Here is a 13424-nt window from a genome sequence, read left to right on the forward strand (position 1 = left end):
CCCATGAAAGGGTGGGCCGCGGGCATTCCGCGAGGTTATGCGCGTGACCACTATGCACGGCGCATCTCCGCCACAAAATCGTAATAATCATTGCGGCAATACGAATGGGTCAGTTCGACCGCCTGGCCCGATTCGAGGTAGCCAACGCGGGTAATGAACAGCACCGCCTGCCCTGGCGCGATACCCAGCTGGCCGGCCAGCGTGGCCGAGGCGTTGATGGCACGCAGGTGTTGCAGGGCGCGCACCGGCAGGTGGCCGCTGTGCGCCAGGTGTTCATACAGCGAGCCGCCGACCGCTTGCGGGCGCGGCAGCATGGTTGCCGGAATCACGCTCACTTCATAGGCCATGACGACATCGTCGGCCAGCCGCAGGCGCTCCAGGCGCGCCACCCGCGCGTGCGGTGACAGGCCCAGGCTGAGCTGCTCGTCGGCGCTGGCGCTGACGATGGCGCGCTGCAGCCAGCGCGAGCGCGGCCGGTAGCCCCGTTGCAGCAGTTGCTCGGAAAAACTCGACAGGTTCGACAGCGGCTGCTCGATGCGCGGCGCAATATAGTTACCGGAACCGCGCCGGCGCACCACCAGCCCTTGCACCACCAGCTGGTCGATCGCCTTGCGGGCAGTGACCCGCGACACCGCCAGCTGTTCGGCCAGCAGGCGCTCGGAGGGCAGGGCCTGGTCGACCTGGTAGCGGCCGGCCCGCACATCATCGATGAGCTTGCGTGCCACCTGCATGTAAAGGGGCGAGCTGTCGTGCTGGCCAGCATTGGCCTGGGGGGGGGTGACGGGGGCGGGCATGGACGACTTTCGGTAAAACGGACAGCGCACCTGCACAGCATATCAAAAAGTTATGCGGCGCTCACCGCAATTCATTGGCAGCCGCCCCCATCTGTCCGTATCCTGACTCATCGCCCGCCTTGCCGGGTCTACCCTGGAAAGCGAACCCATGCGCATCTCGAGGCGAACCATGCTGGGACTGGCACTAGTGGGCGCGGCCCATCCGCTGCTGCGCGCGGCCCCGGCCGGGTCGGCGGCGGCGCGCAGCGCCATCGACAGCAGCACCGACGACGCTCTCGCCGCCATCGCCGCCGACCCGGCCTGCGCACTGGCCAGCCTGTCGGTGCTGGCGCTCGGCGCCGGCCGGCCCATCTATGAGGCGCAGTTCGGCCTGCGCTCGATCGCGGCGCGCCTGCCCGCCAATGCCGCGACGCTCTACCGCATCGCTTCCGTCTCCAAGCTGATGACCACCATCGGCGTCATGCGCCTGGTCGAACGGGGCCAGCTCGACCTCGATGCCGACGTCGCCCGCTACCTCGGCTTTAGCCTGCGCAACCCCCACTTTCCCGCGCGCGCCATCACCTTGCGCGCCTTGCTGACGCATACCTCCTCGCTGCGCGACGACGGCGGCTATGCGTGGCCGCTGACGACCACGCTGGCGACGGGCCTGAACAGCGATGGCATCTGGGCCAGCAATGCCGCTGCCGGCGATTATTTCAGTTACTGTAATCTGGGCTGGGGCGTGATCGGCACCATCATGGAGCGCGTCAGCGGCGAGCGCTTCGACCGTTTGATGGCGCGCCTGCTGCTGGGGCCGCTGGGGCTGGCCGGCGGCTACTACGCGCCGGCACTGGCGCCGGCGCAGATCGGCAATCTGGCCACCCTGTACCGCCAGCGCGCCGTCGACAGCGAACGCTGGGACAGCAGCGGCGGCTGGATCGCCCAGGCTGACGACTTCCATGGCGTGCTGCCGCCGGCGCCGGCCGCCCTCGACAGCTATGTGCCGGGCACCAACGCCACGCCGTTCAGCCCCACCGGCGGCTTGCGCATCAGCGCGCGCGATCTCGGCGTGGTGATGCAGATGCTCATCGGCGGCGGCGTCCACCAGGGCGTGCGCGTGCTGCACCGCGCCACCGTCGAGGCGATGTTCGTGCGCCAGTGGACGTTTGAGCCAGCGCGCCAGAACGGCGACACCAGCGATGGCCTGTTTCAAGCCTGGGGGCTGGGCAACCAGCAGTTCATCGATGGCCCGGGCCAACGCTTGATTGCTGATGCCAGTGCCGGTGCCAGTGCGGGGGCGCCATTTAACGGCGTCGGCCACCTGGGCGACGCCTACGGCCTGCGCTCGCTGTTCATCGTCGACCGCGCGCGCGCCAGCGGCTTCGTGGTGCTGATCGGCGGCACCGCCAGCGATCCCGACGCCAAACAGGGGGCGCACAGCCGCCTGGCCGCCGTCGAAGAACGCGTGCTCGACGTCTTGTGGCAGCGCAGCCGCCATGGCTGAGCCGCGCTGCACATGCATGGCGGTTATGGCCGGACGCCGAGGATTCATTGGCGGCGCCGCCGCTGAGCCTCTAAGCTGGTCGTCCGACTTCTCAAAGTGACAACGAGTGACCATGAACGCCATGCAGGAAGCAATCGTAATCGGTGGCGGGGTGATCGGCCTGACCTCGGCCTGGTGGCTGCTCGACGCCGGCTACAGCGTGACCCTGCTCGAACGCGATGCGGTCGGCATGGCCGCCAGCTACCGCAATGGCGGCCAGCTGAGCTACCGCTACGTGGCGCCGCTGGCCGACGCCGGCGTGCCCTTGAAGGCGCTGCAGTGGCTGTTCCAGGAACACGGTCCGCTGCGCTTCAAGCCAGAGCTGGACCTGCGCCAGTGGCGCTGGCTGGCGCGCTTTCTGGCCAACTGCAATGGCGCCGCCAACGCCCGCACCACCGCCACCCTGCTCGAGCTGGGAGAGCTGTCGCGCCGCGCGATGGGCGAACTCGGTAGCGTGGTGCCGCCGCTCGCCTTTGGCTGGCGCGACGCCGGCAAGATGGTGGTGTACCGCTCGCCGTCGGCGTTTGCCGCCGCCGTCGCCCGCCCGGATGCCGATGACAGCCGCCAGGTGCTCTCGAGCGCCGAGTGCGTGGCGATGGAACCGGCGCTGGCCGCAGCCCAGCCACTGCTGGCGGGCGGCATTTTTAATCAAGGCGAGGCGGTGGCCGACTGCTACGCCTTTTGTGCGGCGCTCTCGCAGCAACTGGCCGCCCATCCGCGCTTCAAGGGCACCGTGCGCGCCGACGTCCATCGCATCGTCAGCGACGGCGCCGCGCGCATCAAGGGACTCGACACCAGCGCCGGACCGCTGGCGGCCGACCATTACGTGCTGGCCGCCGGCATCGATAGCCGCGACCTGGCCGCCGCCATCGGCCTGTATCTGCCGCTGTATCCCCTGAAAGGCTACAGCCTGACGGCGCCGATCCGCGCCGGCGACTGCGCGCCGGCCGTGTCCATCACCGACTTCGAACGCAAGGTGCTGTACGCCCGCATCGGCGACTCGCTGCGGGTGGCCGCCATGGTCGACATGGTGGGCGCCGACACCACCCTCGACCCCAGGCGGGTGGCCAGCCTGACCCGCCAGGTGCGCCAGACCATGCCGCAGGCGGCCGATTACGACCACATGACGGCGTGGGCCGGCCTGCGCCCGGCCACCCCCGACAGCGCGCCCATCATCGGCGCCACGCCGTACCGCAACCTGTGGCTCAACGTCGGCCAGGGTCCGCTCGGTTTTACCTTTGCCTGCGGCTCGGCCAAGCTGCTCGCCGGCGCCATGCGCGGCGCGCCGCCGCCATTTGACTGGCGCGGCCTGGCGCTGCGCTGAGCGGCGGCCACACGCAACAAATTTCAAGATTGAACTGTTGCTTAATATGTAATTCATCTACAATCCCCGCTGCCGAAATATTGTCGGCTAACAAAAAAACCAGGGATTACCATGATCAAGCATCGTTTGGCTGCCATCTTGCTGGCCAGCACCACCGCGGCCGCGCTGGCGGCGGACGTCACGCCGTACTACGCTGGCGCCGACCTCGGCACCAGCCAGTTCGACGGCCAGTCCGATCACCTCAGCAGCTATGGCGTGCTGGCCGGCTACCAGCTCAACCCCTATGTCGGCTTCGAGCTCAGTTTGCGTCGTCTGGGAGACGTGTATGTCTACACGCCCACCAGCGTCACCAAAGGCAATCTCAACCAGTCAGCCCTGTCCGTCATCGGCACCCTGCCACTGAATGCGCGCTGGGGCGTGCTCGGTCGCTACGGCCGCGTCCAGCTCAAGCAGCACGGCAACAACATCGACCCGTCGATGGGCAATGGCGCCCTGTTCGGTCTGGGCGTGCAGTACACCCACACGGCGGCGTGGGCAGCGCGGCTCGAAGCGCAGCGTCCGGCCAGCGGCATCAGCAATTTCAGCGCCAGCCTGTTGTACACGTTCTAAGCCCTGCGGGCGCAGCAGGGCGGGCCCGCCAAGCGGCCGCTTTTGGCGGATAATGCGCTTTCCATCTGCTGTCGTCCATGCCATGCCCGTGCCTCCTACCACCGCCTGCCCCTGCGGCGGCGCCGCTTTCGAGCGCTGCTGCGGCCCCTTCCTTGCCGGCGCCGCCGTGCCGCAAACGGCCGAGCAGCTGATGCGCTCGCGCTACAGCGCCTATGTGCGCGGCCTGGAAGACTATCTGCGCGCCAGCTGGCACGCCGACACGCTGCCGGCCGGGCCCATCATCGATGTCAGCGAACCGCCCCGGTGGCTGGGACTTGAGGTAAAATCTGCTTTACGTTTACGTCAACGTAAAGCAGACTTGCCGGAAACGCCAGACCACGCTAGCGTCGAATTTGTCGCCCGTTACAAGATCGGCGGACGCGCCCACCGGCTGCACGAAGTGAGCCGTTTCGTGCGCAGCAGCGCCGCCGATGGCGTCGCCCGCTGGTATTACGTCGACGGCAGTTTTCCCGACAAGCCGCCGCGCTGACGCCCGGCCCGCACCCGATCCGCCTCCACAAGGACAGCAATGCCCCATATCGACAGCAAGCTCAATCCCCGCAGCGACGACTTCCAGGCCAACGTGGCCGCCATGCAGGCGGTGGTCGACGATTTGCACGCCAAGGTGACGGCGGTGGCCGCCGGTGGCGGTGCGGCGGCGTCGGCCAGGCACGTCGCCCGCGGCAAGCTGCTGCCGCGCGAGCGCGTGCAAATGCTGCTCGATCCGGGCACGCCGTTTCTCGAACTGTCGCCACTGGCGGCCTACGCCATGTATGACGACGCCGCCCCCAGCGCCGGCATCATCACCGGCATTGGCCGCGTGTCGGGCATTGAATGCGTCATCGTCTGCAACGACGCCACCGTCAAGGGCGGCACGTATTATCCGATGACGGTCAAAAAGCACCTGCGTGCGCAGGAAATCGCCGACCAGAACCACCTGCCCTGCATTTATCTGGTCGATTCGGGCGGCGCCAACCTGCCCAACCAGGACGACGTCTTCCCCGACCGCGACCATTTCGGCCGCATCTTTTATAACCAGGCCAACCTGTCGGCCAAGGGCATCGCCCAGATCGCCGTCGTCATGGGTTCGTGCACCGCCGGCGGCGCCTATGTGCCGGCGATGAGCGACGAGTCGATCATCGTCAAGGACCAGGGCACGATTTTTCTGGGCGGCCCGCCGCTGGTGAAAGCGGCCACCGGCGAAGTGGTCAGCGCCGAGGATCTGGGCGGTGGCGACGTCCATACCCGCCTGTCCGGCGTGGTCGACCACCTGGCGCACAACGACCTGCACGCGCTGTCTCTGGCGCGCACCATCGTTTCTAATCTGAACCGGGTAAAACCGCCAGCGGCCGTGCGCGCCAGCGTTGAACCGCTCTATCCTGCCAGGGAGCTGTACGGCGTCATTCCGGTCGATACGCGCAAACCGTTCGACGTGCGCGAAGTGATCGCGCGGGTGGTCGATGGCAGCGAATTCGACGAATTCAAGGCGAGATATGGCACCACGCTGATCTGCGGCTTCGCCCATATGTATGGCATGAAGGTCGGCATCATCGCCAACAACGGCATCCTGTTTTCCGAGTCAGCCTTGAAGGGCACCCATTTCATCGAGCTGTGCTGCCAGCGCAAGATTCCGCTGGTATTCCTGCAAAATATCACCGGCTTCATGGTCGGTCGCAAATACGAAAACGAGGGTATCGCCCGCAACGGCGCCAAGATGGTCACGGCGGTCGCCACCGCGGCCGTGCCGAAATTTACCGTCATCATCGGCGGCAGTTTTGGCGCCGGTAACTACGGCATGTGCGGCCGCGCGTTTTCGCCGCGCTTTTTGTGGATGTGGCCAAACGCCCGCATTTCCGTGATGGGCGGCGACCAGGCTGCCAGCGTGCTGGCCACCGTCAAGCGCGATGGCATCGAGGGCAAGGGCGGCGCCTGGAGCGCTGACGAAGAAGCCGCCTTCAAGCAGCCCATCAAGGAACAGTACGAACACCAGGGCCACCCGTATTACGCCACCGCGCGCCTGTGGGACGACGGCGTGATCGACCCGGCCGACACCCGCATGGTGCTGGGCCTGGGCCTGTCGGCGGCACTCAACGCCCCCATTGACGAGACCAGGTTTGGCCTGTTTCGCATGTAATATGCGCTTGCTGTTTTGTCTTCTCTTCTGCCCATGATCAGGATCGAATGAAAACGTCCGCCTTGGTTTGCTGCGGCCTGGCCGCCCTGCTGCTCTCAGCCTGCGCCGCGCACCAGCTGCGCCCCTACCAGGCGCCCACCGTTGGTGCCACCGCCACCCTGTCGGTTGCAGCCCTGGTCGGCGCCGGCATGCCCTACACGGTGCTGGCCTTCGCCGACGCCCAGGCGTGCAACGATCCGCAGCCGATCGCTTCCAACAGCGGCAGCGCAGCGACGGCGTCAGCGCCGCCGACCGGCGCGGCGCTGACCATCCGCGCCGGCCAGCTGGCGACGCTGGCGGTGCGCATGGGCAATGCGGCGCGCTGCGAAGTGATTGTCTCGTTCGTGCCGCGCGCCGGTCACAGCTATCGCTTGTCGGTCGACCAACAGCAGATGCGCTGTGGCCTGGGCATCGATGACGTCAGCGGCGGCGTGCCCGTGGCCGAGGCAATCGAGCGCAGAACGGCGCGCTTCGGCGCCTGCATCGCGCAGCCGGGACTGGAACAACTGCTGCGCGCACGGGCACCATCGACGTCGCGCGGACGCAGCCTCGACGACTTCAAAAACCTGTTGCCAGGAGCTTGAGATGGGCGCATTTGCATCAACCATGACGATGGTAAGGGAGATAAGGGTGATAAGGGTGATAAGGGTGATAAGGGTGATAACGGTGGTGGCGTTGTTCGCTGCCGGCAGCGCGCACGCCATCGCCCCCGACAAGCTCTATAGCATGCTGGCACCGAGTATCTGGCGCGTGGTCGCCTCCGACAGCGCCGGCAAGGCCTTTTCGCAAGGCAGCGCCGTCGTCATCGGGCCGGAAACCCTGCTCACCAATTGCCACGTGCTGGCCAAGGCCAGCAGCTTCGTGGTGCGCCAGGGCGCCGTCAGCGTGCCGGCCAAACTGCAGTACATCGACATCGAACGCGACATGTGCCAGATCAGCGCGCCCACCCTGAAGGCGCCAGCGGTGCGCCTGGGCGACAGCGACAAGGTGGCCGTCGGCCAGCGCATCTACACGCTGGGCAATCCGCTGGGGATGGAACTGACCCTCAGCGACGGCCTGGTGTCGGCGATCCGCAAGGATGACAAGCAGGCAATCCGCTACCTCCAGATCTCCGCCCCCATTTCGCCCGGCTCGAGTGGCGGCGGCCTGTTCGACGACGACGGCGCCCTGATCGGTATTACCAGTGCCGGCATGGACAAGGGCCAGAATCTGAACCTCGCCATTCCGATCGGCTGGCAGCGCGAACTGGCTGAGCGCAGCCGCGCGGCGCTGGCGGTTTACGCAAGCGGCGCACGCAGTGCAGCAGGCAGCGCAGCAGGCACGCAGGTCGCAGCGCGGCCGTCGACCCCGCCGCTGCGGGCACCCGAGGTGGGCCAGCGCCCGCCGCCGAGCGCGCCCGCGCCCGCGACCGCGGCCTATGCTGCCATCGACGACATCAACAAGCTACTCGCGGTCAATCCATTTGCGCGCGCCGCCTACGAAGAATTCCTGACCAGGCCACTGCCCCGCGCCTTCGCCCTCGGCGTGCCACGCGGCTGGTGGAGCGCCTGGACCACCACCCCGAAAAACCCGGCGGACGATCCGAATCCCGCCGTGCGCGTGCTCACTGGCTGCGAACGCTTTCACAACAGCCCGTGCGTGCTGTACGCCGTCGACAACGTCGTCGTCTATCAACCACGCCAGCCACGCCAGCGCGCCACCCCACCGACAGGCACACCATGATCAACTGGCAATCCATCGACATCACCATGCACGAGCGCGTGGCCACCGTCACCCTCGACCGCCCCGACGTGCGCAACGCCTTCAACGACGCCACCATCGCCGAACTGACGCTGGCGTTCGACGAACTCGGTCGCGATGAAGACGTGCGCGCCATCATCCTGGCCGCCAATGGCCCGGCCTTTTGCGCCGGCGCTGACCTGCACTGGATGAAGGCGATGGCCGCCTATTCGGACAGCGAAAACTACGACGACGCCCTCAAGCTGGCCACCATGCTGCGCACGATTTACCGGTGCCCGCTTCCGGTGGTAGCAAAAATCCAGGGCGACTGTTATGCCGGCGGTATGGGCCTGGTGGCGGCCTGCGATATCGCTGTCGCCGCCGACGGCGCGCAGTTCTGCCTGAGCGAAGTCAAACTGGGCCTGATCCCCGCCACCATCTCTCCCTACGTCATCAGGGCGATGGGCGAGCCGGCAGCGCGCCGCTATTTCCTGACGGCCGAGCGGTTCACCGCGCAGCAAGCGCAGCGCATCGGTTTTGTCCACGAACTGGCAGCGCCGGCCGACCTCGACGCGCGCGTGGCCGTCATCATCAAGGCGCTGGTGGCCAACAGCCCCAACGCCGTACGCCAGGCCAAGGCGCTGGTGCGCGACATGGCCGGCCGGCCCATCGATGACGCCCTGCTCGCCGACAGTGCGCGCCGCATCGCCGCCGTCCGTGCGTCCGCCGAAGGGCGCGACGGGGTGGCGTCGTTTCTGGAAAAGCGCAAGCCGTCATGGATCGATTGACCACCTTGGCCGGCAGCCCGGCCGCAGCCGACGACTGGGTGGCGCGCAGCCTGCGCAGCGTCTGGCATCCGTGCACGCAGATGCAGCACCATGAAACAGTGCCGCTGGTGGCGGTCAGCCATGGCCGCGGCGCCTGGCTGTTTGACCACGACGGCAAGCGCTATCTCGACGCCATCAGCTCGTGGTGGGTCAACCTGTTCGGCCACGCCAACCCGGTCATCAATGCCGCCCTGATCGAGCAGCTGGGCAGCCTCGAACACGCCATGCTGGCCGGCTTTACCCATGCCCCGGTGGTGGAGTTGTCCGAGCGCTTGTCGAACATGACGGGCAATGTGCTGGGCCACGCGTTCTATGCATCGGACGGCGCGTCGGCGGTGGAAATCGCCCTGAAGATGAGTTTTCATGCGTGGCGCAACCATGGCTTGCCGGCCAAGCAGGAATTTGTCTGCCTGGCCGGCAGTTACCACGGCGAGACCATCGGCGCTCTGGCAGTGACCGACGTCGCCCTGTTCAAGGATGCCTACGGCCCGCTGCTGCGCTCGGCGCGCGTGGTGATGTCGCCCGACGCCCGTGGCGCAGTGGACGGCGAGTCGGCCGCCGACGTCGCCCGCCGCGCCGCCCGGGATGTCGAAGCGCTGTTTGCCGAACGGGCCGAACACATCGCCGCCATCATCATCGAGCCGCTGGTGCAGTGCGCCACCGGCATGGCAATGCACGATCCCCTCTACCTGCAACTGGTGCGCGCGCTGTGCGAGCGCTACCAGGTGCACATGATCGTCGATGAAATCGCCGTCGGCTGCGGCCGCACCGGCACCTTTTTTGCCTGCGAACAGGCCGCCATCTGGCCCGATTTCCTGTGCCTGTCAAAAGGGATCAGCGGCGGCTACCTGCCGCTGTCGCTGGTGCTCACGCGCGAGGCTGTCTATCAGGCGTTTTATAGCAGCGACGTGCGCCGCGGCTTTTTGCACTCGCACTCGTACACCGGCAATCCGCTGGCCTGCCGCGCAGCCTTGGCCACCCTCGACATTTTCGCCAACGACGATGTGCTGGTGGCCAACCGTGCGCGCGCGGCGCGCATGACCGCTGCGCTCTCTCCCCTGGGCGACGACGCCCGTGTAATGCACCTGCGCCAGCAGGGCATGATCTGGGCGTTCGATGCCGTTCAAAACGATGCGGCGCGGGCGGCGACCTTTTCGCGGCGCTTTTTCAGCACCGCCCTCGAGCAGGAATTGCTGCTGCGGCCGATCGGCAAGACGGTCTACCTGATGCCGCCGTATATCCTGGCCGATGACGAGATCGACCTGCTGGCCGCGCGCACCATCGCCGTGTTCAATCAGGTGATGGCGCCATGACGCTCATCTCCCGGCTCGACCAGCGCCTGCGCGCGCTCGACGACGCCAGCCTGACGCGGCGGCGCCGCATCGTCGACACGCCGTGCGCGCCGCGCCTGCTGCTCGAAGGCCGGCCCCTGCTGGCATTTTGCAGCAACGATTATCTGGGCCTGGCGGCCCACCCGGCCGTCATCGACGCCCTGCGCGAAGGGGCGGCGCTGTACGGCGCCGGCAGCGGCGCTTCGCATCTGATCAGTGGCCACAGCCGCGCCCACCAACAGCTCGAAGAGCGGCTGGCGGCCACCCAGGCCGCCAGCATCCCGCACGCCCGCGCGCTCAGCTTTGCCACTGGCTACATGGCCAATCTGGCGATTCTGACCGCACTGGGTGGCGAGGATGACGCCACCCTGTTTTGCGAGTCGCTCAACCACGCCTCGCTGATCGACGGCGCCCGCCTGGCGCGCGCCAGCGTGCAAGTCTACCCGCACGCCGATGTCGCCGCGCTGGCAGCACTGCTGGAAGCGAGCACGGCAAACACTAAAATCGTCGTCACCGACAGCGTCTTTAGCATGGATGGCGAACTGGCGCCGCTGGCAGCGCTACTGGCGCTGTGCGAGCGCCACGGCGCCTGGCTGGTGGTCGACGACGCCCACGGCTTTGGCGCCCTCGGTGAACACGGCCATGGCGCACTGGCCCAGGCCGGCCTGGTATCGACCAACCTGATTTACATGGGCACCCTGGGCAAGGCCGCTGGCGTGGCCGGTGCCTTTGTCGCCGCCCACGCCAGCGTCATCGCCTACCTGATGCAGCGCGCGCGTCCCTACATTTACACGACGGCGGCGCCGCCGGCGCTGGCGCACGCCCTGCTGACCAGCCTTGACATCATCGAGGGAGATGAAGGCGCCAGCCGGCGCGCCCACCTCGATGGACTGATCGCGCGTTTTCGCTGCGCCGTGCAGGTGGCGCCGTGGACACTCGGCGCCTCTGCCAGCGCCATCCAGCCCCTCATCATCGGCGACAATGCTGCCGCCCTGCGCGCCGCCGCTGCCCTGTACCAGCGCGGCCTGTGGGTGCCGGCGATCCGCCCGCCGACGGTGGCTGCCGGCACGGCGCGCCTGCGGGTGACGCTGTCGGCGGCGCATACTGTCGACGATGTGGCGCAACTGGTGGCGGCACTCAACACGCTTGAAAGGCACTGACATGATTTCTTCGATTACCACCGGCCTGAACGATCCGGTCGACAGCGTCGTCGGTGTGGCCACCCTCGATCCGGCACACAAGGCGGCGCCACCGCTGGAGACAGCACCGGCGATCCAGGCAATCGGCTCGCTGCCGTGGCGTTTTTCGTGTTTTGTCACCGGCACCGACACCGAAATCGGCAAGAGCATGATCTCGGCCGCCATCCTGCACCAACTCGTCAGCAACGGCGTGCGCGCCTGTGGCATGAAGCCGATCGCCGCCGGCGCCGCCCTGCGCGACGGCGTGCTGCACAACGACGACGCCGATCTGCTGCGCGCGGCCGGCAACGTCCACCTGCCGGTCAATCTGACCACGCCATTCATGCTGCGCAGCGCGTGCGCGCCGCATATCGCCGCCGCCATCGATGGCATCACCATTACCGCGGTACCGATCATCGCCGCCTACGCTGAAATTGCCGCCGCCTCGGATGCCGTGGTGGTTGAAGGGGTGGGCGGCTTTCGCGTGCCGCTGGCCGACGACTTCGACACCGCCGATCTGGCCGCGCAACTGAATTTACCGGTGGTGCTGGTGGTGGGCATGCGCCTGGGCTGCATCAGCCACGCGCTGCTGACGGTCGAAGCGATCATCGCGCGCAACCTGGTGCTGGCCGGCTGGGTGGCCAACCACATCGATCCCGCCATGCAGTTCGCCGACGACAATGTCGCCGCGCTGGCCGCGCGCATCCCGGCGCCGCTGCTGGGCCGCGTGCCCTTCATGCCGGCGCCCGACCATGTGCAGGCGGCCGCCTGCATCGACCTGGCAGGGCTGCCCGGCTGGCCGCGCGCCAGCGACTAATTTATTTTATTTATACAGTAACGACAAGGAACACCCCATGAATGCGACTCCTCACACCATCACCGAACTGGCGTTTCACAAGCCGGCCGCCGCCATTACCACCGCGCCGACGGCGACCTGGCCGCTGGCGGACGTCATGGCCCTGTTCGACCTGCCATTTGCCGACTTGATGTTCCAGGCGCAGAGCGCGCACCGCAGCCACTTCCCCGATGGCGACGTCGAGCTGGCCACGCTGCTGTCAATCAAGACCGGCGGCTGCGAAGAAGACTGCGGCTACTGCCCGCAGGCAGCGCGCTACGACACTGGCGTCGAAGCGAAAAAAATCCTCGACATCGATACCGTGTTGGATGCCGCGCGCCAGGCCAAGGCGAATGGCGCCACCCGCTTTTGCATGGGCGCCGCCTGGCGCGGCCCGAAGGAGCGCGACATGGACAAGGTCGAAGAGATGGTCCGCGAAGTCAAGGCGCTGGGCATGGAAACCTGCGCTACCCTCGGCATGCTGGAAGAGGGTCAGGCTGACCGTCTGAAAAACGCCGGCCTCGATTACTACAATCACAATCTCGACACGGCGCCGGAGTTTTACAACAACGTCATTTCCACCCGCGAGTACCAGGACCGCCTCGACACTCTCGGTAAAGTGCGCAGCGCCGGCCTGAAGGTGTGCTGCGGCGGCATCGTCGGCATGGGCGAATCGCGCCTGCAGCGCGCCGGCCTGATCGCGCAGCTGGCCAACCTCAATCCCTACCCCGAATCGGTGCCCGTCAATCACCTGGTGCAGGTCGAGGGTACCCCCCTGCACGGCCTCGATCGGCTCGATCCGCTCGAATTCGTGCGCACCATCGCGGTAGCGCGCATCACCATGCCGCAGGCGCGCGTGCGGCTGTCGGCCGGTCGGCGCCAGATGGGCGAAGCGGTGCAGGCGATGTGTTTTCTCGCTGGCGCCAACTCGATTTTTTATGGCGATAAACTGCTCACCACCGACAACCCGGAAGCCAACGATGACCGCGCCATGCTGGAAAAACTGGGCCTGAAAACCCGCGCCGCGACGCTCGATGCCGCGCCGAAAGAGCGCTGCGGCTGCTAACGGATCA

At 67.1% G+C, this 13424-nt stretch carries 13 protein-coding genes; 12 read left to right on the plus strand and 1 reads right to left on the minus strand.

Annotation, left to right across the window (positions count from 1 at the left end):
- Positions 1 to 50 precede the first annotated feature (50 nt).
- Complete coding sequence (locus tag ACP7BZ_RS13685) at positions 51 to 794, minus strand: GntR family transcriptional regulator (protein WP_426113999.1); 744 nt, start codon at positions 792 to 794, stop codon at positions 51 to 53.
- Positions 795 to 942: 148 nt separating this feature from the next.
- Between ACP7BZ_RS13685 and ACP7BZ_RS13690 the strand changes: the two genes are divergently transcribed.
- From ACP7BZ_RS13690 to bioB, 12 genes are all read left to right on the plus strand, one after another.
- Positions 943 to 2277, plus strand: coding sequence for a serine hydrolase domain-containing protein (locus ACP7BZ_RS13690; RefSeq protein ID WP_426114001.1), 1335 nt, complete (start codon positions 943 to 945; stop codon positions 2275 to 2277).
- Between the two features lie 112 nt (positions 2278 to 2389).
- Positions 2390 to 3640 carry a D-amino acid dehydrogenase gene (locus tag ACP7BZ_RS13695; RefSeq protein WP_426114003.1) on the plus strand — a complete coding sequence of 417 codons (1251 nt, stop codon included), beginning with the start codon at positions 2390 to 2392 and terminating at the stop codon, positions 3638 to 3640.
- A gap of 111 nt (positions 3641 to 3751) precedes the next feature.
- On the plus strand, positions 3752 to 4249 hold the full coding sequence (locus tag ACP7BZ_RS13700; RefSeq protein ID WP_426114005.1) for an outer membrane beta-barrel protein: 498 nt from the start codon (positions 3752 to 3754) through the stop codon (positions 4247 to 4249).
- An 82-nt stretch (positions 4250 to 4331) separates the two neighbouring features.
- Complete coding sequence (locus ACP7BZ_RS13705; protein ID WP_426114007.1) at positions 4332 to 4778, plus strand: YchJ family protein; 447 nt, start codon at positions 4332 to 4334, stop codon at positions 4776 to 4778.
- A gap of 39 nt (positions 4779 to 4817) precedes the next feature.
- Positions 4818 to 6422, plus strand: coding sequence for a carboxyl transferase domain-containing protein (locus tag ACP7BZ_RS13710; protein WP_426114009.1), 1605 nt, complete (start codon positions 4818 to 4820; stop codon positions 6420 to 6422).
- Between the two features lie 47 nt (positions 6423 to 6469).
- Positions 6470 to 7045: a hypothetical protein gene (locus tag ACP7BZ_RS13715; RefSeq protein ID WP_426114011.1), complete on the plus strand. Its 576-nt coding sequence runs from the start codon at positions 6470 to 6472 to the stop codon at positions 7043 to 7045.
- A 64-nt stretch (positions 7046 to 7109) separates the two neighbouring features.
- A complete protein-coding gene (locus ACP7BZ_RS13720) occupies positions 7110 to 8183 on the plus strand; it encodes a S1C family serine protease (protein ID WP_426114013.1) in 1074 nt (357 codons plus the stop codon).
- Positions 8180 to 8968, plus strand: a complete 789-nt coding sequence (locus ACP7BZ_RS13725; protein ID WP_426114015.1) for an enoyl-CoA hydratase/isomerase family protein — start codon at positions 8180 to 8182, stop codon at positions 8966 to 8968. The genes ACP7BZ_RS13720 and ACP7BZ_RS13725 overlap by 4 nt, the downstream gene beginning before the upstream one ends.
- Entirely contained in the window at positions 8956 to 10320 is a 1365-nt protein-coding gene (bioA, locus tag ACP7BZ_RS13730) for an adenosylmethionine--8-amino-7-oxononanoate transaminase (protein WP_426114017.1), read from the plus strand. The genes ACP7BZ_RS13725 and bioA overlap by 13 nt, the downstream gene beginning before the upstream one ends.
- Entirely contained in the window at positions 10317 to 11498 is a 1182-nt protein-coding gene (bioF, locus tag ACP7BZ_RS13735; protein ID WP_426114019.1) for an 8-amino-7-oxononanoate synthase, read from the plus strand. The genes bioA and bioF overlap by 4 nt, the downstream gene beginning before the upstream one ends.
- 1 nt (position 11499) lies before the next feature.
- Entirely contained in the window at positions 11500 to 12333 is an 834-nt protein-coding gene (bioD, locus tag ACP7BZ_RS13740) for a dethiobiotin synthase (RefSeq protein WP_426114021.1), read from the plus strand.
- A 37-nt stretch (positions 12334 to 12370) separates the two neighbouring features.
- Positions 12371 to 13417 (plus strand): biotin synthase BioB, encoded by a 1047-nt coding sequence (gene bioB, locus ACP7BZ_RS13745; RefSeq protein WP_426114023.1) that lies wholly within the window; start codon positions 12371 to 12373, stop codon positions 13415 to 13417.
- Positions 13418 to 13424: the final 7 nt, after the last annotated feature.

Origin of the sequence: Massilia sp. PWRC2 (genome assembly GCF_049896725.1) — a bacterium.
Classification (GTDB): Bacteria; Pseudomonadota; Gammaproteobacteria; order Burkholderiales; family Burkholderiaceae_D; genus JAFCUW01.

What these genes read in the sequence shown, in the direction of transcription:
- ACP7BZ_RS13685 (WP_426113999.1), bottom strand. Translation starts at nt 794, where the DNA reads ATGCCCGCCCCCGTCACCCCCCCCCAGGCCAATGCTGGCCAGCACGAC.
- ACP7BZ_RS13690 (WP_426114001.1), top strand. Translation starts at nt 943, where the DNA reads ATGCGCATCTCGAGGCGAACCATGCTGGGACTGGCACTAGTGGGCGCG.
- ACP7BZ_RS13695 (WP_426114003.1), top strand. Translation starts at nt 2,390, where the DNA reads ATGAACGCCATGCAGGAAGCAATCGTAATCGGTGGCGGGGTGATCGGC.
- ACP7BZ_RS13700 (WP_426114005.1), top strand. Translation starts at nt 3,752, where the DNA reads ATGATCAAGCATCGTTTGGCTGCCATCTTGCTGGCCAGCACCACCGCG.
- ACP7BZ_RS13705 (WP_426114007.1), top strand. Translation starts at nt 4,332, where the DNA reads ATGCCCGTGCCTCCTACCACCGCCTGCCCCTGCGGCGGCGCCGCTTTC.
- ACP7BZ_RS13710 (WP_426114009.1), top strand. Translation starts at nt 4,818, where the DNA reads ATGCCCCATATCGACAGCAAGCTCAATCCCCGCAGCGACGACTTCCAG.
- ACP7BZ_RS13715 (WP_426114011.1), top strand. Translation starts at nt 6,470, where the DNA reads ATGAAAACGTCCGCCTTGGTTTGCTGCGGCCTGGCCGCCCTGCTGCTC.
- ACP7BZ_RS13725 (WP_426114015.1), top strand. Translation starts at nt 8,180, where the DNA reads ATGATCAACTGGCAATCCATCGACATCACCATGCACGAGCGCGTGGCC.
- bioA (WP_426114017.1), top strand. Translation starts at nt 8,956, where the DNA reads ATGGATCGATTGACCACCTTGGCCGGCAGCCCGGCCGCAGCCGACGAC.
- bioF (WP_426114019.1), top strand. Translation starts at nt 10,317, where the DNA reads ATGACGCTCATCTCCCGGCTCGACCAGCGCCTGCGCGCGCTCGACGAC.
- bioD (WP_426114021.1), top strand. Translation starts at nt 11,500, where the DNA reads ATGATTTCTTCGATTACCACCGGCCTGAACGATCCGGTCGACAGCGTC.
- bioB (WP_426114023.1), top strand. Translation starts at nt 12,371, where the DNA reads ATGAATGCGACTCCTCACACCATCACCGAACTGGCGTTTCACAAGCCG.